Genomic DNA, 19,142 nt, shown 5'->3' on the forward strand with positions numbered 1-19,142 from the left:
GTTGACAGGTATGGCCAGGGCGGCATCGCCGGACAGGTCCTTTCGCGCCCCGGCAAACAGCTCGAACGATCGATCCACCGATTTATGGGAACAGGGCCGCGGCTGCAGCGTTTATTAGGCACACCTTAAGAAGGAGGTTGTCATGAAAAAGCTCTTGCTTGCATCCGTGATCGCGGTCGCTTCGGCGATGGCGGTGATCGCTCCGGCAAATGCCGCCAGTATCACGCTCGGCATCGGGAACGGCTATGATGACGACTACTACGTTCCCAGACATCGCGACTATTACCGTCACTACTCCGACGATAGCGACTATTACGGTGGCTACTCCGACGATGGAGCCTATTACCGCCGTCACCACTATCGTTATGGCGTGTACGACGACGGCTACCGGCCGCGCTATTACGGCATGTACCATCGCCGCTGCCACACCGAGCTGGTGAAGCATTGGCGCCACCACCACCGTGTAATCGAGAGAGTGCGGGTCTGCGGCTACTGACCTTGGGATTTGGCCCGGCCGGCGTTAGCCGGCCGGTGGCGGATAAAGGAGTGTGCCTCAAGATCAGTGCACGCGCGCGAACCGCTCTCGGTGTGAGCCAAGAACGCCGGATGGGGCATCAATCGCGAATCCTTGGGCCAGTGCAAACCTTGGGATTCAGGGCGAAAGAGATTTCTCAATTCACTGGGGACCCGATTATGAGCGACCAGCAGCCGATGGTTCTCGTCTATCGAAATCAGGTGTCGGTCAAATAGCCAGTGCACGGTGGCTGATAGCGCGATGCCATTGCGCACAACATCGGGACCACCAGCCGCGACCGGCTTGATATGTGCGGCCTGAACCTCAGCTCGACCACCACCATTGATGATGCGCAAGCCGGTGACGGCGCAGGTATCCTCGTAGGCGCGACAGACCTCCAGCCGGAAAGTCGCGTCACGGACTTTGCGGTTTAGCAAAATCCGCTCGACCCGACGATCGACTGTCTCGGCAAAACCGGATTGTCCACCGAAACGAGGCTGCATCGACCATGGAACGTCGAGCGGAAGCATATCAGGGCTAAGTCTTCTGGCATTTGCGGGGTCGAGTGGTTCCCGCAAGCCAGCCAGGACGATCTCGTCGAAATCCTCCTGCGGGATCAACCGTATCGATCTGCCTTGTATCTCCCGTCACCGACATGGCGTAGCGCTGTCTCTGCGTAGCGGCCGTCCTTCTTGAAAGGCACAGGTGTCGGAAAGTCCAGGTAGTCCGTCACATTGGCATAGTAGTGGCCGGCCAGTTCCAGATCCGGCTCAATATCGGCCACCCGAGCGACGGCAATATAAGCTTGGCTACCATTATTGCGTCGAGGTTCACGGTAAAGCACCCAATCACCAACCGAATTTCGAGCCACTTCCAGATAGCGAGCCGGAAAGTGATAATGGCCTTGGCCATCCTTATAACCAGACCCCGATTTCAAATCGAAAATGGCTTTCACGATTCCCCTCGGCACTACACGGACTGGAATTTAGCCGCGTTTCGAACATCGTGCGAGATGGCTCCTTCCAACAATGGTTGCACCTCTGGCCCTTCACTTTCGTGCCAAAACGCAACACCATCTTCCCGAATCATGAGACGATGAAAAGTGGACACCCTCTCGACCACCGAACGAAGTGAACGGATGGCGCGTATCCATGGCAGGGATACGAAGCCGGAGATGGTCGTGCGCCGGCTACTCCACGGGATGGGCTATCGTTACCGGCTCCACCGTGGCGACCTGCCTGGAAAACCGGACATTGTTTTTGGAAAACGCAAAAAAGCGATTTTCATTCATGGGTGCTTTTGGCATCGTCACGACGATCCGGCGTGCCGGCTCGCCCGTCTTCCAAAGTCCCGGTTGGATTTCTGGGAACCTAAATTGTCGGCGAACGCGGAGCGCGACGCGCTCAAACAGGATGCACTAAAGCGGCTCGGCTGGAACGTCCTGGTTGTCTGGGAATGCGAATTGCGGCAAAGTGAACAATTAGAGAACAAGCTGCGCCAATTCGTGGGGGAATAGCATGAAATCGATCGAGCTGTTCGCGGGCGCTGGCGGGCTTGGCATGGGTGTGAGCCGTGCCGGATTCACGCCGGAAGCCGTAATCGAGTGGGACCGGTGGTGCTGCGACACCATTCGCGAAAACCGGGCCGATGGCCTCGGCCTGGTCGGTGATTGGCCGGAGCCTATCGAGGGCGATGTTCGCGGCGTGGATTTTCGGGCACACGAGGGCAAGATAGATCTGGTGACAGGCGGCCCGCCCTGCCAACCATTCTCGTTGGGCGGCAAGCATCGCGCCCATCTGGATTCGCGTGATATGTGGCCGGAAGCGGTCCGGGCGGTTCGGGAAGCCAAGCCACGCGCCTTCATCTTCGAGAATGTCAAAGGGCTGACTCGCGAAACCTTCGCGACGTATTTTTCGCACATCGTGCTGCAAATGACCTACCCGGAGCTGGTCGCCGAATCCGACGAGGGTTGGGAAAGCCATCTGCGGCGGCTTGAAAAGCATCATACCGGCCGTCGTGGACCAAGAGGCCTTGAATATCGGGTTGTTCCACGATCGTTAAACGCGGCGAACTACGGTATCCCGCAGCGTCGGGAGCGGGTAATTTTCGTGGGCTTCCGAGCCGACCTCGACATCAAATGGGCTTTCCCGTTGGAGACGCACTCTCTCGAGGCCTTGCTGTGGGATCAGGAAAAAGGGGACTACTGGGATCGACACAAGGTCCGCAATGCTGATCGCAAGGTTGGCGATAGGCATTCCGAGCGCGCGGCACGACTCGACGTCAAACCAAAAACCGCGCCGTGGCGGACAACGCGAGACGCGATAGGCGATCTGCCCGATCCCGAGCATGAGTTGCGAAAAGCCGCGAACCATAACAACCACCGGTTCCAACCCGGAGCGCGATCCTATCCCGGGCACACCGGAAGCCCACTCGACGAACCGGCCAAGACGCTGAAAGCAGGTGTCCATGGCGTTCCGGGTGGCGAGAACATGCTGCTACGGCCAGATGGCAGCGTGCGCTACTTCACCGTGCGCGAAAGCGCGCGCTTGCAGACATTCCCGGATAATTTCCGTTTCCACGGCGCATGGTCCGAAACCATGCGTCAGCTCGGCAATGCTGTCCCGGTGGAACTGGCGAACATCGTCGCGCGCAGCGTGAAACGCCATCTCGACTTCGGTGGGTCGGATTTCTTGAAATGAAGGGTTATGTCGAATTCGAATTCGACCTTCCAGGCGCACTGTTGGCACGACTTATCGACGTGCTTGACAGGCTTGATACTGCCCCGCTCAACACCGCGAGCTTGCAGGCGGTCCCCGAGGAACAGGGCGTCTATCAACTCCTGCTTGATGGTCAGCTCGTCTATGTGGGCAAGACTGACGCCGAGGCCGGACTACAGAAGCGCCTGTCCCGCCATGCCCGCAAGATCATGCATCGGGTTGACCTGGATCCAGCGCGCGTTAGCTTCAAGGCCGTGCGCATTTTCGTGTTCACAGCCATGGATCTGGAGGCGAATCTCATACGCCACTATGGCGGCGTAAAGGCCATAGATTGGAATGGAAGCGGGTTCGGCTCCAACGATCCAGGCAGGCAGCGCGACACCACTAAGGTCAAATCCAAGAACTATGACGCTAAGTTCCCGATCGACATTGACCGGCAAATGGCGTTCGCCATCGACCATGGCGAGACCGCGTCAAGCGCCCTCGCTCGGCTCAAAGAGGCCTTGCCGTACACGTTCCGTTTCCAGAAAGCTGACTCGGATTTCGATGCAACCAAGCTGGCGGCGTTGAGCGGCCCTATAACTCCAAGGGCAGCGATCCGTCATATCGTGAATCCCTTGCCTCAAGGATGGCAGGCAACCGCCCTGCCCGGTTACATCATCCTCTACAAAGAGAAACGTGATTACCCCCAGGCTGAAGTAATCGCGGTTTCAAAGGGGTAGAAGGGCCTTATCAAACAGCCGTGCCCTTCGCTGCTCACCGTCCCATCATCATCCCATAGTGCACGGCCAGCAGGTCGAGCCCTACCTTCAACAGCCTTGTCACCACGTCGCGGCCTTCGCCATCCTGTTCGGCCACGGTCTTCACCGGCTGTTCCAGGCACACGACCTTCCGCACGATTGCCGCCACGTCCCAATGCCCGAGCGCCCGTGTCGCGGCGGCGTGCGCGCGGCCGGCGTTGAGCACGCTGTCGGCGATGCCGCCGCCGATGCGGCCGCCGTCGACGCGCTCCGTCCAGCGCATCGGCTTGATATCGGCCTGCTGGCTGCACCGGAAGTGCTCGCGGTAGCGCATGCCGGCCTCGCGCTGTTGGCGGGTCAGCGAGGTGATGCCCAGCAGCGGGTCGACATTGCGCACCCGCACGATGCCGCCGGTGGAAGTGTGGCCGTCATTCGACACCTCGTAGACGCGCCGCGCCTCGGCCGTGCCCGGTGTCAGCCGCTTGCGGCCGAAGGCATCGTCCTTCAGCGCGAAATCATGGCCGACCTCGCGACGGATGCGCACCTGCTCGGCCTCGCCTCTCGGCAGTTTCGGCGCTTGCGGCCTGGCGGCCTTGGTTTTTTTGGGCATGGGTGGCTCCTTGGTTGTGTTCGAGTGGTGGCCTTGCAGAACCTGGGTTCCTCGGCCTCGCAAAGCGTGGGAGAGGTGGGCCGCGAAGCGGACAGAGCGGAGGCGGCGCCGACAGTCGAAAGTCGCTTCTTCAGGGGTGCGCATTGCAATGCTCAAATCTCAGTCGGCTCTGGCGTGGCCGAGGGCGTCCCCCTCTCCGTCCCGGCTTCGCCGGGCCGCCTCTCCCCCGCTTCGCACAGGCGAGGAAACCAGGCCGACGCCCCTCCGCGCCAGCAACTCCCGCATCACCCGCCGCTCGCGCACTTCGATGCAGAGCTGCGCGCTCGAAGGGCAGAACTGCGCGTTGCCGCTCCTCACCTCGCCGCGCACGAAGCGCTGGATGGCGGCCTGCAGGTCGCCTAGTTCGGCATCCCTGATCGCGCCGAGGTAGCCGCGCAGTTGCATCTCGACGTCAGTCAGGGCGGATTGCGGGAAGCAGGAGAACATTGCCGCCAGCGCCTTCGTTGCCTGCTGCAGTTCGGCCGTGGTCATATCCGCGGATCTCCTCGATGATGGCGTTGGCGGCGTCCCCGTGGGTTTTCGGCCTGGTCCAGCCCGGCGGCTTTTTGAGCCGGCCCGGTCTTTCGCGCCCTTCGCGCGCTGAAAAAGCCGAAGCTTTTTCCATCTGGTTTCTGGACTCTGGAGAATGCCGCGTCAAAACATCGGCATTTGCTTGGGTATGCGCCTTTGTTTTCAAGGCGGTGGCGGCTCCGCCGCGCGCGCCGGCGGCCGCTCTCGCCTCGCTCTTGAGCCGCGCCTTGCGCAGCTCCTTCGTCAGTCTCTTGTGTCCGATCTCGTCGCCCTCGCGCTCGAAGAAGGCGAGCAGCTCGGCGCTGATCGCCCGCCATCGCTTCAACGGCAGGCGCGCCACGCGCGCCAGCCTGGCGTCATCATCGGGCAGGCTTCCCCCGGCATTCCACATCGCCATCAGCAGCAGCATGTAGGCGCCGATCTGCTCGGTCGAGAGTTGCAGCGTGTCGCCGACGAAATCGGAGACGTAGAGCTGCATGAAGGGCCGTTCGCTCATGCCGCGCACCACCTCGTTCTTACAGCCGCGCTAATGGAACCCGCCGCCGGTCCGGACGTTGTGACGCGTCCATGCCCAAGGGGAGGATTGCCCATGACGGCTTTCATGCCGGTGACCCTGCGTTTCTGCGACAACAAGACCATGCTGGTCGGCTCGGTGGCCGATGCGGCGACAGCGCTTCGTCACCAATGGCCCGACAAAACCGCGCCGGGCTATCTCGAGGCGGCGCGGCTCGTCCGGCTCGCGGTCGAGGGCACTTGCTGTCCGCGCCCCGCCTTCGAGGCCTTCCGCGAGGCGGCCAGGCAACAAGGCATATTGGTGGCCAAGCCAAGAAGCCGCGCGCATGAGTGGCTCGACGCGGCGGCGAGCCCCTGAGACGGCCGCGATGCAACCGGCGGCAGGCCTTGTGCGTTTATGAGCGTCGGCTCGGAAGCCGCGCCCGCACCGAAGGTGAATGCCGTGGGTACGATGAAGACCGGAGTGCCGCTCAAAGTCTCCCTGGACGGCCACGTCGAGGAGATCGAGACTGTCAGCGAGGCCGCCGATTTCCTGCAGCGCTGGCCGATCGAGCGGCGGGGCCACGTCTATCGCAGCGCCCTCAACGCCTGCAGCGCCGCCATCGCGGCGCAGATCTCGCAATCCGATGCAATGAAAGTGTTCACCGGCTTTGCCCGGGTTGCCGGCATTCTGGTTGCCGGCGGCGGCCCGGCGACGATGCTGGAGCGACGGGCGGTGCAGCCGCCCAAACAAGGGCGCCAGATGCCGAAATAGCGGTGCGGCGCGATAGGCGTTCACGGTAATTCTCCCGGTATTGGCGGCGATCGAAACTGGTGACGGCGGCGTGAGAAGCGCCTTTTCCTCCATTCAACGGGGAGAAGGGACCGAGCTTCACCCGGCTTCGCAAACAGGGCGGTGAAAGCGCGCCTGATGGTAGCCGCAGTAGCTTTTCAACGCCGTGGTGCGCATGCCGCAGCACAGCATGTCCTGGCCGGGCCGTCCGCCGGGCTGACCATTTTTAGCATCTTCCTCCGGCGCTGGGTCGAGCGGAGCACGGCAGCGGGTGAACAGGCAATCGATGAAGCGCATGGCCACGCCATGCGGCTGCCGGCCGATAGGACCGCGCGGCGACGCCGGCACCTTGAAGCGGTAGGTTTGCCCATCAGCGATCAGCACGCCCGCCTCGCGTTGGAAAAGCCGTGGCCGGACGGGCGAAGGGGCCTGCTTCGGCCGCACGGCCGGTGTGCTCCCCGGCTGCGGGATGGCGCCGGCACGGCTCGTTGGAGGTTCCGCCTTGGCGGCTCGGCTCGCCGCCGTGGCCATCGCCGTGCCGGCCGCCGACGGGCCCTTGCCATTGGCGAAGCCGATCGCGCCCAGCATGGCATTGCGATGGACGATGCCGATAATGGCGTTGCGCGATACTGGGCTGCCGCGCTGTGCGCTGAACGCCGCCGCGATCCTGGAGGCCGAAAGCCCATCCCCGAGCCAGGCGGCAATCGCCTGCAATTCGCTGTCACTGTAGCTTGCCATGTCCGTCTCCATTGCGCGGCCAGCGGCCGCCGTGGACGGCGCCGTCAGGCAAGCGTGGGGTTTGCCCGCGGCCGTCATGGGCGCTGTCGGGCCTGGTCGGCCTGTCGGCCGCTGGGATTGCTGTGGACGAGCCGGCTCTCAGCCTCGCCGGGCGACCTGCGGCGAGGCGCGCAAGCCGCGCCCGCGCCAGGTCTCTATCGGGGGGCCGAACCAGCCCTGCCCGTCATCGGCTCGTACAGGATCTACGGTGCCGTTCTGCGTGCGACAGGCAACACCCGCGGCCGGGTCGAATGGGGGGCCGGAGCCGCGGGGAGCGGCGGCTCCGGCCGTTCCGGCCGCCGGGAACGGGCGGACCGGACGCAAGGCCGATGCACCAAGGCAATCGGCTTCGCGCTTCGCCCCGGCCGGGGAGGTGGCGGCCGGGGCGGAAGGGAAAGGGCAGGCCGGCAAGGCCGGTCTGGAGGTGCTGTCGACTCTGAGAGGGTTGAGCTTTTGCATAAGTCGATATAAGCATAACTCAAAAACTCATGCAAGCCATTCTTTCATGGACGAAAGCAGGACTTGCCGGTCACATGAGGCCATGGTGAAAACGCAACTGTCGATCAGGGTCGGGGCCGCGATCCGCCAGGCACGCAAGCAGCGTGGCCTGGTCATGCGCCACATCGCCGAGCACAACGACACCGATGTCGCCGCCGTCGGCAACTGGGAAACCGGGCGCAACCTGCCCAAGACCGAGAACTTGCTGAAGACCGCCGCCTTCCTGCGCGTCGACCCCGTGGCGCTGGGCCAAGGGCAGGTCGTCTTTCTCGACGATGCCGGCCCAGTGGCGGACGCCGAGATCGTCACCGACGCCGGCCCGCTGCCGGCCGGAGCGATGGACATTCCGGTGCTGGGCGCCGCCGTCGGCGGCGACGACGGCGACTTCACCTTCAACGGCGAGCCGGCAGGATACGTGCAGCGTCCGCCAGGGATCCGCAACCTGCCGAGAGTATTCGCGCTCCATGTCCTCTCGGATTCCATGGTGCCGCGCTACGAACCCGGCGACATGATCTATTGCGGCGGCCGCGACGCGGTGCCGGGCGACCATGTGGTGATCGAGACCTTTCCCGACGAGAACGAGAAGAACGGCAAGGCCTTCATCAAGAAACTGGTCCGGCGCACGGCGGGCGAGCTGGTGGTCGAGCAGTACAATCCGCCCAAGACGCTGACCTTCAATCGCTACGCCATCAAGCACGTCTGGCGGGTGATTCCGCTGAAGGAACTGCTGGGATACTAGACCGGGCCTGCGTGGCGTGGGCTATCGCCCGCGAGCCACGATAGCATTCAGCGTCAAGGACAACACCGTGACGGTCTTGCAAGCCTTTCACGGCGGGCGAGACGTTGCCCTCTTCGACGAAGACACGTTTGCTGACGCCTTAGGCAGCCGGCGCCCTCAAGCCCGCCTCGACCCCTCCAGCGGCACGTCGCGGCCGCTCAGCATGCGCGCTTCCGAGCGCACGCGCTGGCGCTCGTCGATGAAAGCGGCCTGGATCGAGATCGCCGTGCCAGGCAGCCCGTCGGCCCGGCAGGCCGAGCAGACGATGCGGCCCGACAGCGCGGCCAGCGGCGTGCTCCCATTCACACCGAAGCGCTTCAACTGATCGGGCCGCCACCACCTGTTGCGGCCGCAATCGGCGCACTCGACCGACAGCGAGGCGACCTGCGCGATCACTGCTTCCCTGCCTGGCAACGCCATCACTTCTCCGTCCTTTTGTTCGTGCTTTGTTCCTATCTTCCCGTGTTTCGAAGCAGGAGTCGAGTCGCAGTTTCCAAACTCCTCCAAAAGTCTCCCTTCTATGTACGTTTGAGTTATGCTTATATCACACTTGCAAATGTGAGTCGGCGCGGGATCACCTCGCGCCAGATCCGGGAGCAAGAATGGATGCCGCCGATTTCGCCCGCGCCTGCGGCTACACCGGCGACAGTCCCGCCTTGCTCGAAGCCTTCGAGGCGATCCGCCGCACCGGCATCGCGCAGGCCCGCCTGGATCATTTCAGGCGCAAGGCCGTCATCGACGAGTTGAAGCAGGCGGAGCCGCTGTTCCTGGCCGCGATCGACCCGGCGCTGTCGGCGCACGAAGCCGTCGAGGATGCAGCCCGTTTCATCGCCGGCTGGCGCAACATGCCGCGCTGGCGCCAGGAACGGCGCCTGGCCGACCTTGCCAGGGCGAAGCAGCAGCGGCTCGTGGCGCGCTTCTTCCGCCGTTTCGGCCATCGTCTTTGGGCACTTGAAGCAGCCTGAGGCCCGAGCACGGCTGGACCGAGCCATTTGCGGTTTCAATCCCTGATTTTTCTTTCTAGATTGCGCCTGGGGTGCCTGTTCGTTCGACGCACATAATTTGGAATGTTCAAGACTGCCCGCTCAAAAGTTCAGACCTGGATAACGGCCGGCGCGGGAACCATTGCCGCCTTGTTCGTCGCCGGCCTGATGGGGGCATTCGGCGCCCTGCCCGCCCATGATCCACCACAATTGCCGCCAGACGCCGTCATCGAGGCCGGCCGCTGGCGCCTGCAGCCGGTGCGCGCCTATGTCGGCCATGCCAGGGTCCACGGCGTGCCGCTGAAGCCGGGCCAGAAGGCGCTGGTGCTGGAAGTCGACATGACCAACCACACCGCGCAATCCGACAAGGGCTATTTCAACGTCTTCGCGCCGGACGGCGTCATCCTGTCCGATCCCGTGCCGATGATCGTGTTGACACGCGATCCCACGATGACGCCGGAACTGCATCCCGGCATGACCGAGCGCATGGCCTATGTCTGGCCGCTTGCCGGGGACGCCGCCGTGCCGGCAAGCCTCGCCTTCGGCGTCACCGCCGAGATCTTCAAGCCGCGCGACAATCTCTATGGCACACCAGGCTGGTACAACCCCTACCGGCTCGGCACCGTCACCTTGCCGGTCGCCGACCTGCCGGCGGCCGGGCAGTCGCAGAGTGGGCAGTCTCAGAGTGGGCAGCCGGAAAGCGGCCCATGAGGATACGCGTGCTTGGCAATCTCGCGATCCTTTGCGCCACCGTGGTGCTGAGCTACGGCATGCAGATGACGAAGCCGCATTATGCCGACCTCACCGCACCTATCCCCATCGATGGTTCGATGCATGACACGGTGCGCGCGCGCAGCTTCGCTGTCAGCTTGGACAAGGTGATCTTCGCGCGCCAGCTCAAGACCAATCAGTTCGGCCAGGAGAAGCTTTTGACGACCAGCGGCCTATGGGCGGTGGTAACAACAAACCTCACCGCGACCAGCACCTCCACGGCGGTCGCCGACGGCATCTGGCAAGGCCCGACCGGGCTGCGTTATCACCAGACGGAGCGGCTGGGCTACCGCCCCGACATGCCGCCGCACGGCGTCGATCCGGGCCTGGACAAGCGTAGCCTGTTCGTTTTCGAGGTACCACCGGACCAGATCCGCGGCGCCAGGCTGCTGATATCGGCGCGCCAGTTCGGCCCGCTCGACGGGCAGGCCCGCATCAGCCTCGACGCGCTGCCGACCGGCGCTGACGGCCAGCCGGCCGACATCCTGCCGGAATTCGACCTCGACGCGGCGCCGGGCCTGACACCGCAGGACAAGACACCGCAGGGCAAGACATGAGCGCCGTTTCGACAGACACCCCGACCGTGGACCGGCAATCCGAGCGACGATGGCGCCGGCGCGGCTTGATGGCGCTCGCCATCCTGCTGCCGCTGACACTGGCCGAGACCAGCCATGACAGCGTCCGCGAATGGCTGCATGGCGAGGACCTTATCGCCAGGGATGTCGAGTTCGGCCAATCCGTGCCGTTCGGCGGCAGCGGCTGGAAACTGGCCGATTTGCGCGGCGGCAAGGCCGGCCGCCTGCCCAACCACGCCTTCGCCGTCATCGCTACCTTCACCGTGACCATTGGCGACCCAGACCTGCAGAAACAATGGCTGGGCTGCAAACTGATGCTGACCGATGCCGCCGGGCGCCGATGGCTGCCCGATTTCATCAGCGGCGTCAGCCTGCCCGACGGCGTGATGAATTGCGCTTCGGCCATCTTCTCCGGCGCCAAAAAAGGCGATGTCATCACCGTCGGCGACACCTTCATCGTGCCCGAGGACGCGGTGAAAACCATTCGCCCCGCCGTCGGGCTGGGCAGCGAACGGCCGTGGTATCTGCGTTTCCAGCGGCCGCCGAAGTGACAGCGCCCCAGGCTCGGCTCTGCAAGGCCGGCGCCAACAAATCCTCTACTTCCGCGCTTCGACAGTCCCGGTCACCCGCTTGGGCAGCGAGAACGCCGTCTCCAGCACGGCGGCGAGAAAACATATCCTGATCGGCTCGATCAAAATGCCGGTGGAGGAATCCTGGAACGGGCTGCCGAACAGCAGCGTCAGTCCATGGGAGAAAATCTGCCAGACATCGAGCTCGTGCGGGCCAATCAGCCGCGTCGCGCCAAGCCACAGCCAGGCCGCGCCCCAGTCGAGCAGGCGGTAGCCGACGATCAGCGTGCACAAAAGCACCAGGCTGGAACTCACCGTCAGCCGCACGCCATTGGCGATTGGCAGGTAGCGCGAACGATAGCCGGCGATGAAATGCTCGACGAAATCGCGCAGGAATTTCGGCAGTCCGGCATAGCGCCGGCCGAACCGCTCGACGCGGCTGTCGACCCGCATCAACGCCGCGTCGTCGCGCACATCATAGCCATAGATCAGCGCCGCCATCACCAGCCAGATCAGCGGCAAAAGCATGTAGAAAAACAGATTGACCGCCACCGTCGAGGGCGCGATCGAGGTGATCTCGACCGGCACCACAGATGCGGCGCTCGTCGCCGTCACCACAGGTGCGGCGCTCGTCGCCGTCACCGGGCTCGCCAGCCCGTCGATGGACGCCTGCAGCACGGACCAGAGATTGCGGCTCATCAGCCAGTGCAGCGCGCTGTCCTTCCAGCGGCTGATGACGTAGAGACCGACGAAGATCCAGTTGGTCTCGCAGATCACCACCACGATCTGCCAGAACGACGTTGCCGTCGTCTTCGTCTGCATGAACTTGGCCAACCGGCGGATCAGCCATGACACGGCGACCGAAATCAGCAGCCAGCGCGAATCGAGCACGTCGAGCACATTGCCGCTCTGGCCGAAATCGGCCTGTTCGAGCGAGGCGCGCGAATATTGGCGCACGATATCGCCGAGGAACCCCCAGGCGGCGTAATAGGCAAAGAACGGCAGCAGCGCGATGGTGATCATGCGCACCAGCCGCGAGCCGCGCCGGTCAGTACCTCTCGCCTCCTTGCCAGCGACTTCGCTCTCGGAGGCCGCGGCCTTGTCCGCGCCGCGCTGCGCGGCCAGCACATTGGGCAGGCCTGGCCGCAGCACATGGAACATCGCAACCGTCACCACCAGCTGCGCCAGCGCCACCAGCGTCAGCATGGCAAGCCCGGCGAAATGGTTGGCGAGCGCCACCCTGGCAGCCAGCTGCAGCAGGAGATCGCCGGCCAGCACCCCGGCCAGCACCAGCGCCACGAGCTGCGGCCAGAAGCGCCGCAGCAGCGAAAAACTCAAGCTGATCGGCCCGATGATGTCGGCAACCATGAGATTCTTTCACGCTGCCCCGCGCGAAGCCTTTCTAGCAAGGCGCGGATGTTTTGCAAGAAATGGGGCAGCTTCCTGGCAAATGGCTGGGGTGAGCGCACAACCTCTCGCTCCTATCGCCTCACCCGCGACTTCAGCCAGCGGTCGAACGCCACCGCCAGGATCAGGATCAGCCCAATGACGATGCTTTGCGTGTAGGACGAGACGTTGTTGAACTGCAGGCCGTTCTGCAGCACGCCGATCAGGGCAGCACCCACCACCGTGCCGCCGACCGAGCCGATGCCGCCGAACAGCGAGGTGCCGCCGATGACGACGGCGGAGATCACCGTCAATTCGTAGCCGATGCCGGCGACCGCTTCGGAAGAATTCAGCCTGGCCGACAGCACGAAGGCGGCGAGCCCGGCGAAGAAGCCGACGATGACATAGACCGAGACCAGGATACGGTCGACCCGCAGGCCCGACAGCCGCGCGGCCTCGGCATTGCCGCCGACGGCATAGACGGCGCGGCCATAGCGGGTGTAGCGCAGCACGATATGGCACAGGATGGCGGCGATGGCGAAGATGATCGCCGGCACCGGCACCGGACCGATCAGCCCCGTGCCGAACCAGCGCATCGAGGCGTCGAAGCCGGAGATCGGGCCGCCGTTGGAAATGGTCAGCGTCAGCCCGCGGAACACCGTCAGCCCACCCAGCGTGACGACGAAGGGCGGCACTTTCAGTCTTGTGATGGCGAACCCCTGCACGCCGCCGGCGAGCGCACCGACCACCACAGCGGCCAGCAGGGCGGCGAACCAGCCAAAACCCTGCGTGCCTGACGTCGACAGAGACAGCGTGTTGGCGGTGCCGCCCTTGGCGACCACGGCCGCGACCATGCCACAGAAGGCGAGCAGCGAGCCGACCGAAAGATCGATGCCGGCGGTGAGGATGACGAAGGTCATGCCGAGCGCGATCAGCCCGGTAATCGAGATCTGCCTGGTGATGTTGAACAGGTTGATCGGATCGATGAAGCTCGGCTTCAGCACGGTGAAGACGATGACCAGCGCCGCCAGGAACAGCAGCGGCCCAAAGCTCATCAAAAGCCGCGCGACCGTCACGCCGCCGCGCTGGCTCTGTTCCTCGGCGATGCTCATCGTGCCTGCCCCTCCGCATCCTGTGCCGCCGCATCCTGCCTGTCGAGCGCCATCAGTTCCATCAATCTTTCCTCGTTTGCCTCGACGCCCGGCATTTCGCCGGTGATGCGCCCCTTGCGCATGGTGACGATGCGGTCCGACACTGCCAGCACCTCGGGCAGCTCGGACGAGATCATCATCACCGCGATGCCGCGCGCCGCCAGCTGCACCAGGATCTGGTGCACCTCCGCCTTGGCGCCGACATCGACGCCGCGCGTCGGCTCGTCGACGATCAGCACTTTCGGGTCGCGCGCCAGCCAGCGCGCCAGGATCACCTTCTGCTGGTTGCCGCCCGACAGGCCCTCGATCGCCTGCTCGGCCGAAGCCATGCGGATCGACAGCATCTTCCTGAACCCCGACAGCGCGTCGCGCTCGCGCCGCTCGGCCATGAAGCCGAAGCCGTTGCTGAAGCGCCCGAGGGAGGCGACGGAGAAATTCGGCAGGATACCAAGGGCTGCAAAGATCGCCTGGTGCTTGCGGTCTTCCGGCACCAGCCCGATGCCGAGCGCGATGGCGTCGGCCGGCGAGGCGGGCGCGATCTGCTTGCCGTCGAGCGTGATCGTTCCCGCCGCGATGCGGTCGGCGCCGAAAATGGCGCGCGCCAGTTCCGTGCGGCCGGAGCCGACAAGACCGGCGACGCCGAGGATCTCGCCCGCCTTGAGGTCGATATCGACGCCGTCGAGCACGATGGCGTGCGGCGCTTCGGGATCGCGCACGGTGCGCAAGCCCCGAACCGACAGCACCACATCGCCGGCCGCCGCGCGTTGCGCCGGACGGGCGTAAAGTTCGGAAGCGGCGCGGCCGACCATCTTTTCGATGATGGCGGGCAATTTGATGGGCCCGCCCTGACGCTCGATATGCCCCGCCAGCCTGCCGTCGCGCAGCACCGTCATGCGGTCGCAGATGGCGGATGCCTCTTCCAGCCGGTGGGTGACGAACATGATGGCAACATGGTCCTTGCGCAGCCGGTCCATGATCGACAGCAGCCTCTGCACCTCCGTCTCGGTCAGCGCCGAGGTCGGCTCGTCCATGATGATCAGCCGGCTTTTCAAGGACAACGCGCGGGCGATCTCGACCAGCTGCTGCTCGGCCACCGACAGCGCCGAAACCGGCGTCATCGGATCGATGGTAAGGCCGACACGGGCAATGATGGCGCGGGAATCCTGTTCCATCTTGCGCCAGCTCACCAGCCCAAGCCGGCCGATCGGCGCGCGGCCGATGAAAATATTCTCGGCCACGGTCAGCGTCGGGATCAGGCTGAGTTCCTGGTAGATGGTGACGATGCCCAGCCGCTTGGCCTCCTGCGGGCTCGCCGGCTGGTAGTCGGCGCCGTCGAAGGTGATGCGGCCGCCGGACGGTGGCATGACGCCCGACAGGATTTTCAGAAGCGTCGATTTCCCCGCGCCGTTTTCGCCAAGCAGGCCGAGGATTTCGCCGGCGCGGACATCGAGCGAGACATCGCTCAGCGCGGTCACCCCCGCAAAATGCTTGGTGACGCCCTCGACGGCAAGCAGGATCGGCGATGCGGCTTCAGATGGAGACAAGGGTGGCTCCTTGATGCGGTTCAGGCTGTGCTTGAACACCCCCCTCTGGCCGGCAGGACAGAGGGGGGTGCTGTCCTGCCCGCCTCGCCAATCGGCCGATGTCCACCCGCCCCTACTTCGTCTCGCTCAACCTCTCCGCCTTATCGAGATTGTCCTTGCCGATGACGATCGGCGTCAGCAGCACCAGCTTCTCCTTCGGCTCCGTCTTGTCCTTGGCGTAGGCGACCGCGATCTGCACGGCGGTGCGCGACTGCTTGCCTGGGAACTGTTCGACCGTGCCGGCGAGCTTGCCGTCACGCACGGCCACCAGCGCTTCCGGCAGCGCGTCGAAGCCGTAGATCTTGACGTCGCTGAAATTGCGCGCGGCACACGCTTCGAGCGCACCCAGCGCCATGTCGTCATTGGCGCAGATGATGGCGTCCGGCTTGCCGTTGGCGGCAAGGCCGGCTTCCGTCACCGTCAGCGCCTCGGCGCGGGCGAAGTTGGCGGTCTGCTCGTAGACGATCTGGTACTTGTCCTTCAGCGGATCGAGCACATTGTGCACGCCCTTGTTGCGGTCGATCGCGGGACCCGCGCCCGGCTGGCCCTGCAGGTGGAACAGCTTGGCGCCATTGGGGAACGCCGCCACCACGGCCTGGGCTTCCGCCTCGCCGCCCTTGACATTATCGGCGCCGACATGGGCCAGAATGCCCTGGACACCGTCGACGCGGCGGTCGATCGTCACCACGGGAACGCCGGCCTTGACCGCTTCCTCGATGGCTGGCGCCAGCGCGTTCACGTCGAGCGGCGAGATGACGATGGCGTTGACCTTCTGCACCAGCGCCGCCTCGATGTCGGCGGTCTGCTTGGTGGCCGAGTTCTGGCCGTCGCTCTCGGTCAGGTTGACGCCTTGCGCCTGCGCTTCGGCCTTGATCTCGTTCAGCATGTGCACGAAGAACGGAAAGCCGAGACTGGGCACCGAGCCCAGTATGGTGAGTTTGTCCTCGGCGAAAGCCGAGCGTGCGGCGAGCATCATGGCGCCCGCGGCCACGGACGTCATCAGGAATTCGCGTCTGTTCATGGGTTCCTCCTCCACAGAAGCGCACGGTCCCTAAAAACCGGGACCGGTTTCAGGAAGGATCATGCGCCGGTTAAAGTGTTGGAGCATCCTCCTTGCGCCAAGAACGCATGCCGCTCCAGCTGACCGCCGCCTAAATTCCTCCGATCGGCGTCAACAAGAGGATGCTAACCCAGGGTCAACCATTTGTGCAACATCGATATAACAGCCAGGACAGCAACTTGTCGGAATTGTCTGAATTTTGGACTCTTCGGTCCGAAGGCCTTCTACGTCAGGAACGCCAAGGAGCGGCTCCAGAGCTGCGCGGCCGCCGTTGCATTGTAATCGGACAGTGCCGGGTCGGAAAAATAATGTCCCGCGTTTGGATAGCGGAAAACCTGCACATCCGCTCTCGCTGCCTCCGCGCTTTCCTGCCAGGCAGTGACGTCGGGCTCGGGGAACAGTGGATCGGTGTCCGCGACATGCAGTTGGATGGGCAAGCCGGGTCGTGTGTTGGCAGGCACGGTCGCCAAACCATGCAACAGCAGAACACCCGCTGCCAGCGGCCGCGACTCCCAGAATTCCGCCACCACGCCGGCTCCCATCGAGATACCCGCCAGCACCGCATCCCCCGGCGTCGAGGCCAGAGCCTCTCGCGCCTTCAGGCAGATGGCACCCCAGCCGATCCGCGCCTTGATCGCGAAACCTTCATCCAGATCATCCGTCGCCGCACCCTGATAAAGATCTGGCAGTGCGACCGCATGGCCGCAGGCGCGAAGGCATTCCGCAAGATGACGCTCGATCGGGCGAAGGCCAAGAACCGAGTGAAACAGGATGATGTCCGTCATGCACCGGCCCCTAGGTCGCGCAGATCCAGTCATTTTTACCTGCCGGGGCGTGCAGCCTCAAGGCACACCGCATCGGCTTCCATTTTCCCGGTGCGCCACTACCTTTGGGACGGCCAGGCCGACGAAATGGAGACACCATATGAAGCCGCGCATCATCTGCCACATGCTTGCCTCGCTCGACGGCAGCCTTCATCCGAGCCGCTATACTGAAAGCCCCGACGGCAGCCGGGCGGAGTGGTCGGGCCTCTATGAAAAGATCCACAACGACCTCGAAGGTGACGCCTGGATCGTCGGCCGCGTCACCATGGCCGAGATGAGCAAGGCCGCCGCGCATCCGCCCGAGCATGTGGGCAAGGTCGATCGGCCGCATCATTTCGCGCGGCGCGACGCGGGCAGCTTTGCCGTGGCGCTCGATGCCTCGGGCAAGCTGCACTTCGCCAAACCCGATATCGGCGGCGACCATGTCGTGGTGCTGCTCGGGTATGATGTGGCCGACAGCCATCTGGCCGAGCTCGCCACTGACGGCGTGTCTTATATCGTGTCGCAAACGCCCGGCATCGATCTCGCCGCCATGCTGGGCGTGCTTGCCCGTGAGCTCGGCATCCGCCGCCTGCTGCTCGAAGGCGGCGCCGGCATCAACGGCTCCTTCCTGGCGGCGGGGCTGGTCGATGAACTCAGCCTTCTCATTGCCCCCGCGCTCGACGCGCGGGCGGCAAACCAGAGCTTTGTCGAGTTCGGTGAAAGCGGCCTTGCCGACAAGGTGCGGTTGTCGCTCAAGGATTGCAAAGCCCTCGCGCATGGGCTCGTCCATTTGCGCTATGCCGTCACCCCTGGCTAAGGCCGCCTCTTGCGCGCCTCAGTATCGCATCGCGTCCAGATCGGCGATCAGCGTCGGGCCGGTCGGACGCCAGCCGAGCCGCGCCTGGGTCAGCGCGCTGGAGGCCGGCAGGTCCATGGGGGCGAACATCGCCATCCAGCCGAAATGCTCCGCCGCCTTTTCCGGCGCGATCGAAACCACCGGCAGGTTCAGTCCCCGGCCAAGCGCCTCGGCGATCGCGCGCACCTCGACGCCTTCCTCGCCGACGGCGTGATAGCGCGCGCCGGGCTGCCGCTTCTCCACCGCGAGCCGGTAAAGACGCGCGGCGTCCGCGACATGGCCGGCCGAATAGCGGTTGCGGCCCTCGCCGACATAGGCCGAGGTGCCCTTCTGGCGCGCGATCTCGATGAGCGGCGAAATCAGCCCCTGCTTAAGGGTGTTGTGGACCTGCGGCAGGCGCATCACCGACAGATTGATGCCCGCCTCCAGCAACGCATTCCCGGCGAGTTCCGAGGCGATGCGCGGATTGGGGTGATCGGGGTTGAAGACATCCTCGACGGCCAGTTGGCCGTGGCCGGGACTGCCCATGCCGACGCCCGAGGTGATCACCAGCGGCCGGTCGGAGCCGGCGAGTGCCTGGCCGAGCGCGGCGATGACACGGCTGTCCTTTTCGCAATTCTCGGCGAACCGCGAAAAATCATGGTCGAACGCGGTGTGGATCACGGCTTCCGCCTCCGCCGCGCCGTCGCGCAGGCCTTGGGGATTCTCGAGGGTTCCCCGATACACCTCGGCGCCGGCGGCGGCCAACGCCTCGGCACCGGCATCGGAGCGGGTGACGCCGACGACCTGATGGCCGGCCTGAAGAAGTTCGGGAACGATGGCCGAACCGATGAAACCGGTCGCGCCGGTTAAAAAGATACGCATGCAAAATCTCCTGCACAGTTGCCTGCGTACTATCGCTGCTCTATTATTC

25 protein-coding genes are annotated in these 19,142 nt (G+C 64.4%); 12 read left to right on the top strand and 13 right to left on the bottom strand.

Annotated elements, in window-relative coordinates:
* The first annotated feature begins 142 nt into the window (after positions 1–142).
* Positions 143–496: a hypothetical protein gene (locus LB571_RS19410; protein WP_140788398.1), complete on the top strand. Its 354-nt coding sequence runs from the start codon at positions 143–145 to the stop codon at positions 494–496.
* On the opposite strand, the gene LB571_RS19415 is transcribed toward LB571_RS19410, so the two are convergent.
* Entirely contained in the window at positions 490–1,134 is a 645-nt protein-coding gene (locus LB571_RS19415; RefSeq protein ID WP_224596987.1) for an HNH endonuclease, read from the bottom strand. The two genes, LB571_RS19410 and LB571_RS19415, sit on opposite strands and share 7 nt — an antisense overlap.
* Positions 1,131–1,469 (bottom strand): hypothetical protein, encoded by a 339-nt coding sequence (locus tag LB571_RS19420; RefSeq protein ID WP_224596990.1) that lies wholly within the window; start codon positions 1,467–1,469, stop codon positions 1,131–1,133. The genes LB571_RS19415 and LB571_RS19420 overlap by 4 nt, the downstream gene beginning before the upstream one ends.
* A gap of 147 nt (positions 1,470–1,616) precedes the next feature.
* On the opposite strand from LB571_RS19420, the gene LB571_RS19425 reads away from it, so the two are divergent.
* From LB571_RS19425 to LB571_RS19435, 3 genes are read left to right on the top strand one after another with little or no spacing between them, the layout of a single operon-like run.
* Positions 1,617–2,030, top strand: coding sequence for a very short patch repair endonuclease (locus LB571_RS19425; RefSeq protein WP_140725049.1), 414 nt, complete (start codon positions 1,617–1,619; stop codon positions 2,028–2,030).
* Between the two features lies 1 nt (position 2,031).
* Entirely contained in the window at positions 2,032–3,213 is a 1,182-nt protein-coding gene (locus tag LB571_RS19430) for a DNA cytosine methyltransferase (RefSeq protein ID WP_140725046.1), read from the top strand.
* Positions 3,210–3,953, top strand: coding sequence for a GIY-YIG nuclease family protein (locus LB571_RS19435; protein WP_140725043.1), 744 nt, complete (start codon positions 3,210–3,212; stop codon positions 3,951–3,953). Before LB571_RS19430 ends, LB571_RS19435 begins: the two co-directional genes overlap by 4 nt.
* Positions 3,954–3,987: 34 nt before the next feature.
* On the opposite strand, the gene LB571_RS19440 is transcribed toward LB571_RS19435, so the two are convergent.
* The 3 genes from LB571_RS19440 to LB571_RS19450 form a co-directional block, all read right to left on the bottom strand.
* Positions 3,988–4,581, bottom strand: coding sequence for a DUF6456 domain-containing protein (locus LB571_RS19440; RefSeq protein WP_224596993.1), 594 nt, complete (start codon positions 4,579–4,581; stop codon positions 3,988–3,990).
* Positions 4,582–4,740: 159 nt separating this feature from the next.
* Positions 4,741–5,112, bottom strand: coding sequence for a hypothetical protein (locus tag LB571_RS19445; protein ID WP_224596996.1), 372 nt, complete (start codon positions 5,110–5,112; stop codon positions 4,741–4,743).
* Positions 5,033–5,647, bottom strand: coding sequence for a YdaU family protein (locus LB571_RS19450; protein WP_140716485.1), 615 nt, complete (start codon positions 5,645–5,647; stop codon positions 5,033–5,035). The genes LB571_RS19445 and LB571_RS19450 overlap by 80 nt, the downstream gene beginning before the upstream one ends.
* Before the next feature lie 93 nt (positions 5,648–5,740).
* Between LB571_RS19450 and LB571_RS19455 the strand changes: the two genes are divergently transcribed.
* Positions 5,741–6,022, top strand: coding sequence for a DUF982 domain-containing protein (locus LB571_RS19455; protein WP_140617911.1), 282 nt, complete (start codon positions 5,741–5,743; stop codon positions 6,020–6,022).
* 39 nt (positions 6,023–6,061) lie between these two features.
* Positions 6,062–6,418, top strand: a complete 357-nt coding sequence (locus tag LB571_RS19460; protein WP_140617910.1) for a DUF982 domain-containing protein — start codon at positions 6,062–6,064, stop codon at positions 6,416–6,418.
* Between the two features lie 117 nt (positions 6,419–6,535).
* Here the strand turns inward: LB571_RS19460 and LB571_RS19465 are convergent, their stop codons facing one another.
* Positions 6,536–7,174: a GcrA family cell cycle regulator gene (locus tag LB571_RS19465; RefSeq protein WP_224596999.1), complete on the bottom strand. Its 639-nt coding sequence runs from the start codon at positions 7,172–7,174 to the stop codon at positions 6,536–6,538.
* Between the two features lie 580 nt (positions 7,175–7,754).
* On the opposite strand from LB571_RS19465, the gene LB571_RS19470 reads away from it, so the two are divergent.
* Positions 7,755–8,450: an XRE family transcriptional regulator gene (locus LB571_RS19470; protein WP_041163394.1), complete on the top strand. Its 696-nt coding sequence runs from the start codon at positions 7,755–7,757 to the stop codon at positions 8,448–8,450.
* 156 nt (positions 8,451–8,606) lie between these two features.
* On the opposite strand, the gene LB571_RS19475 is transcribed toward LB571_RS19470, so the two are convergent.
* Positions 8,607–8,909: a hypothetical protein gene (locus LB571_RS19475; RefSeq protein ID WP_015316815.1), complete on the bottom strand. Its 303-nt coding sequence runs from the start codon at positions 8,907–8,909 to the stop codon at positions 8,607–8,609.
* Between the two features lie 182 nt (positions 8,910–9,091).
* Between LB571_RS19475 and LB571_RS19480 the strand changes: the two genes are divergently transcribed.
* From LB571_RS19480 to LB571_RS19495, 4 genes are all read left to right on the top strand, one after another.
* Positions 9,092–9,454: a hypothetical protein gene (locus LB571_RS19480; protein WP_015316814.1), complete on the top strand. Its 363-nt coding sequence runs from the start codon at positions 9,092–9,094 to the stop codon at positions 9,452–9,454.
* A 102-nt stretch (positions 9,455–9,556) separates the two neighbouring features.
* Positions 9,557–10,183 (top strand): hypothetical protein, encoded by a 627-nt coding sequence (locus LB571_RS19485; RefSeq protein WP_224527288.1) that lies wholly within the window; start codon positions 9,557–9,559, stop codon positions 10,181–10,183.
* Positions 10,180–10,800, top strand: a complete 621-nt coding sequence (locus LB571_RS19490; RefSeq protein WP_224597006.1) for a hypothetical protein — start codon at positions 10,180–10,182, stop codon at positions 10,798–10,800. Before LB571_RS19485 ends, LB571_RS19490 begins: the two co-directional genes overlap by 4 nt.
* A complete protein-coding gene (locus LB571_RS19495; RefSeq protein WP_015316812.1) occupies positions 10,797–11,369 on the top strand; it encodes a hypothetical protein in 573 nt (190 codons plus the stop codon). Before LB571_RS19490 ends, LB571_RS19495 begins: the two co-directional genes overlap by 4 nt.
* Positions 11,370–11,414: 45 nt before the next feature.
* Here the strand turns inward: LB571_RS19495 and LB571_RS19500 are convergent, their stop codons facing one another.
* The 5 genes from LB571_RS19500 to LB571_RS19520 form a co-directional block, all read right to left on the bottom strand.
* Positions 11,415–12,755, bottom strand: coding sequence for a hypothetical protein (locus LB571_RS19500; RefSeq protein WP_224597009.1), 1,341 nt, complete (start codon positions 12,753–12,755; stop codon positions 11,415–11,417).
* A 113-nt stretch (positions 12,756–12,868) separates the two neighbouring features.
* A complete protein-coding gene (locus LB571_RS19505; RefSeq protein WP_224597012.1) occupies positions 12,869–13,885 on the bottom strand; it encodes an ABC transporter permease in 1,017 nt (338 codons plus the stop codon).
* The gene (locus LB571_RS19510; protein ID WP_224597016.1) at positions 13,882–15,468 is read right to left on the bottom strand and encodes a sugar ABC transporter ATP-binding protein; all 1,587 of its coding nucleotides are present in this window, start codon (positions 15,466–15,468) and stop codon (positions 13,882–13,884) included. The genes LB571_RS19505 and LB571_RS19510 overlap by 4 nt, the downstream gene beginning before the upstream one ends.
* Positions 15,469–15,580: 112 nt before the next feature.
* Positions 15,581–16,528 carry a substrate-binding domain-containing protein gene (locus LB571_RS19515; RefSeq protein WP_015316808.1) on the bottom strand — a complete coding sequence of 316 codons (948 nt, stop codon included), beginning with the start codon at positions 16,526–16,528 and terminating at the stop codon, positions 15,581–15,583.
* A 263-nt stretch (positions 16,529–16,791) separates the two neighbouring features.
* The gene (locus LB571_RS19520) at positions 16,792–17,352 is read right to left on the bottom strand and encodes a dienelactone hydrolase family protein (protein ID WP_224597019.1); all 561 of its coding nucleotides are present in this window, start codon (positions 17,350–17,352) and stop codon (positions 16,792–16,794) included.
* Between the two features lie 139 nt (positions 17,353–17,491).
* On the opposite strand from LB571_RS19520, the gene LB571_RS19525 reads away from it, so the two are divergent.
* On the top strand, positions 17,492–18,190 hold the full coding sequence (locus LB571_RS19525; RefSeq protein WP_224597023.1) for a RibD family protein: 699 nt from the start codon (positions 17,492–17,494) through the stop codon (positions 18,188–18,190).
* 18 nt (positions 18,191–18,208) lie between these two features.
* On the opposite strand, the gene LB571_RS19530 is transcribed toward LB571_RS19525, so the two are convergent.
* On the bottom strand, positions 18,209–19,093 hold the full coding sequence (locus LB571_RS19530; protein WP_140663534.1) for an SDR family oxidoreductase: 885 nt from the start codon (positions 19,091–19,093) through the stop codon (positions 18,209–18,211).
* Positions 19,094–19,142: the final 49 nt, after the last annotated feature.

Source organism: Mesorhizobium sp. BR1-1-4 (assembly GCF_020165375.1).
In the GTDB taxonomy this organism is placed as follows: domain Bacteria; phylum Pseudomonadota; class Alphaproteobacteria; order Rhizobiales; family Rhizobiaceae; genus Mesorhizobium; species Mesorhizobium australicum.

Bases quoted from the DNA above. Each gene is read 5' to 3' on its own strand.
- LB571_RS19445 (WP_224596996.1), bottom strand. From the start codon at position 5,112: ATGACCACGGCCGAACTGCAGCAGGCAACGAAGGCGCTGGCGGCAATG.
- LB571_RS19460 (WP_140617910.1), top strand. From the start codon at position 6,062: ATGAGCGTCGGCTCGGAAGCCGCGCCCGCACCGAAGGTGAATGCCGTG.
- LB571_RS19515 (WP_015316808.1), bottom strand. From the start codon at position 16,528: ATGAACAGACGCGAATTCCTGATGACGTCCGTGGCCGCGGGCGCCATG.
- LB571_RS19480 (WP_015316814.1), top strand. From the start codon at position 9,092: ATGGATGCCGCCGATTTCGCCCGCGCCTGCGGCTACACCGGCGACAGT.
- LB571_RS19435 (WP_140725043.1), top strand. From the start codon at position 3,210: ATGAAGGGTTATGTCGAATTCGAATTCGACCTTCCAGGCGCACTGTTG.
- LB571_RS19525 (WP_224597023.1), top strand. From the start codon at position 17,492: ATGAAGCCGCGCATCATCTGCCACATGCTTGCCTCGCTCGACGGCAGC.
- LB571_RS19500 (WP_224597009.1), bottom strand. From the start codon at position 12,755: ATGGTTGCCGACATCATCGGGCCGATCAGCTTGAGTTTTTCGCTGCTG.
- LB571_RS19430 (WP_140725046.1), top strand. From the start codon at position 2,032: ATGAAATCGATCGAGCTGTTCGCGGGCGCTGGCGGGCTTGGCATGGGT.
- LB571_RS19440 (WP_224596993.1), bottom strand. From the start codon at position 4,581: ATGCCCAAAAAAACCAAGGCCGCCAGGCCGCAAGCGCCGAAACTGCCG.
- LB571_RS19495 (WP_015316812.1), top strand. From the start codon at position 10,797: ATGAGCGCCGTTTCGACAGACACCCCGACCGTGGACCGGCAATCCGAG.
- LB571_RS19455 (WP_140617911.1), top strand. From the start codon at position 5,741: ATGACGGCTTTCATGCCGGTGACCCTGCGTTTCTGCGACAACAAGACC.
- LB571_RS19485 (WP_224527288.1), top strand. From the start codon at position 9,557: ATGTTCAAGACTGCCCGCTCAAAAGTTCAGACCTGGATAACGGCCGGC.
- LB571_RS19470 (WP_041163394.1), top strand. From the start codon at position 7,755: ATGGTGAAAACGCAACTGTCGATCAGGGTCGGGGCCGCGATCCGCCAG.
- LB571_RS19530 (WP_140663534.1), bottom strand. From the start codon at position 19,093: ATGCGTATCTTTTTAACCGGCGCGACCGGTTTCATCGGTTCGGCCATC.
- LB571_RS19520 (WP_224597019.1), bottom strand. From the start codon at position 17,352: ATGACGGACATCATCCTGTTTCACTCGGTTCTTGGCCTTCGCCCGATC.
- LB571_RS19465 (WP_224596999.1), bottom strand. From the start codon at position 7,174: ATGGCAAGCTACAGTGACAGCGAATTGCAGGCGATTGCCGCCTGGCTC.
- LB571_RS19490 (WP_224597006.1), top strand. From the start codon at position 10,180: ATGAGGATACGCGTGCTTGGCAATCTCGCGATCCTTTGCGCCACCGTG.
- LB571_RS19410 (WP_140788398.1), top strand. From the start codon at position 143: ATGAAAAAGCTCTTGCTTGCATCCGTGATCGCGGTCGCTTCGGCGATG.
- LB571_RS19505 (WP_224597012.1), bottom strand. From the start codon at position 13,885: ATGAGCATCGCCGAGGAACAGAGCCAGCGCGGCGGCGTGACGGTCGCG.
- LB571_RS19450 (WP_140716485.1), bottom strand. From the start codon at position 5,647: ATGAGCGAACGGCCCTTCATGCAGCTCTACGTCTCCGATTTCGTCGGC.
- LB571_RS19475 (WP_015316815.1), bottom strand. From the start codon at position 8,909: ATGGCGTTGCCAGGCAGGGAAGCAGTGATCGCGCAGGTCGCCTCGCTG.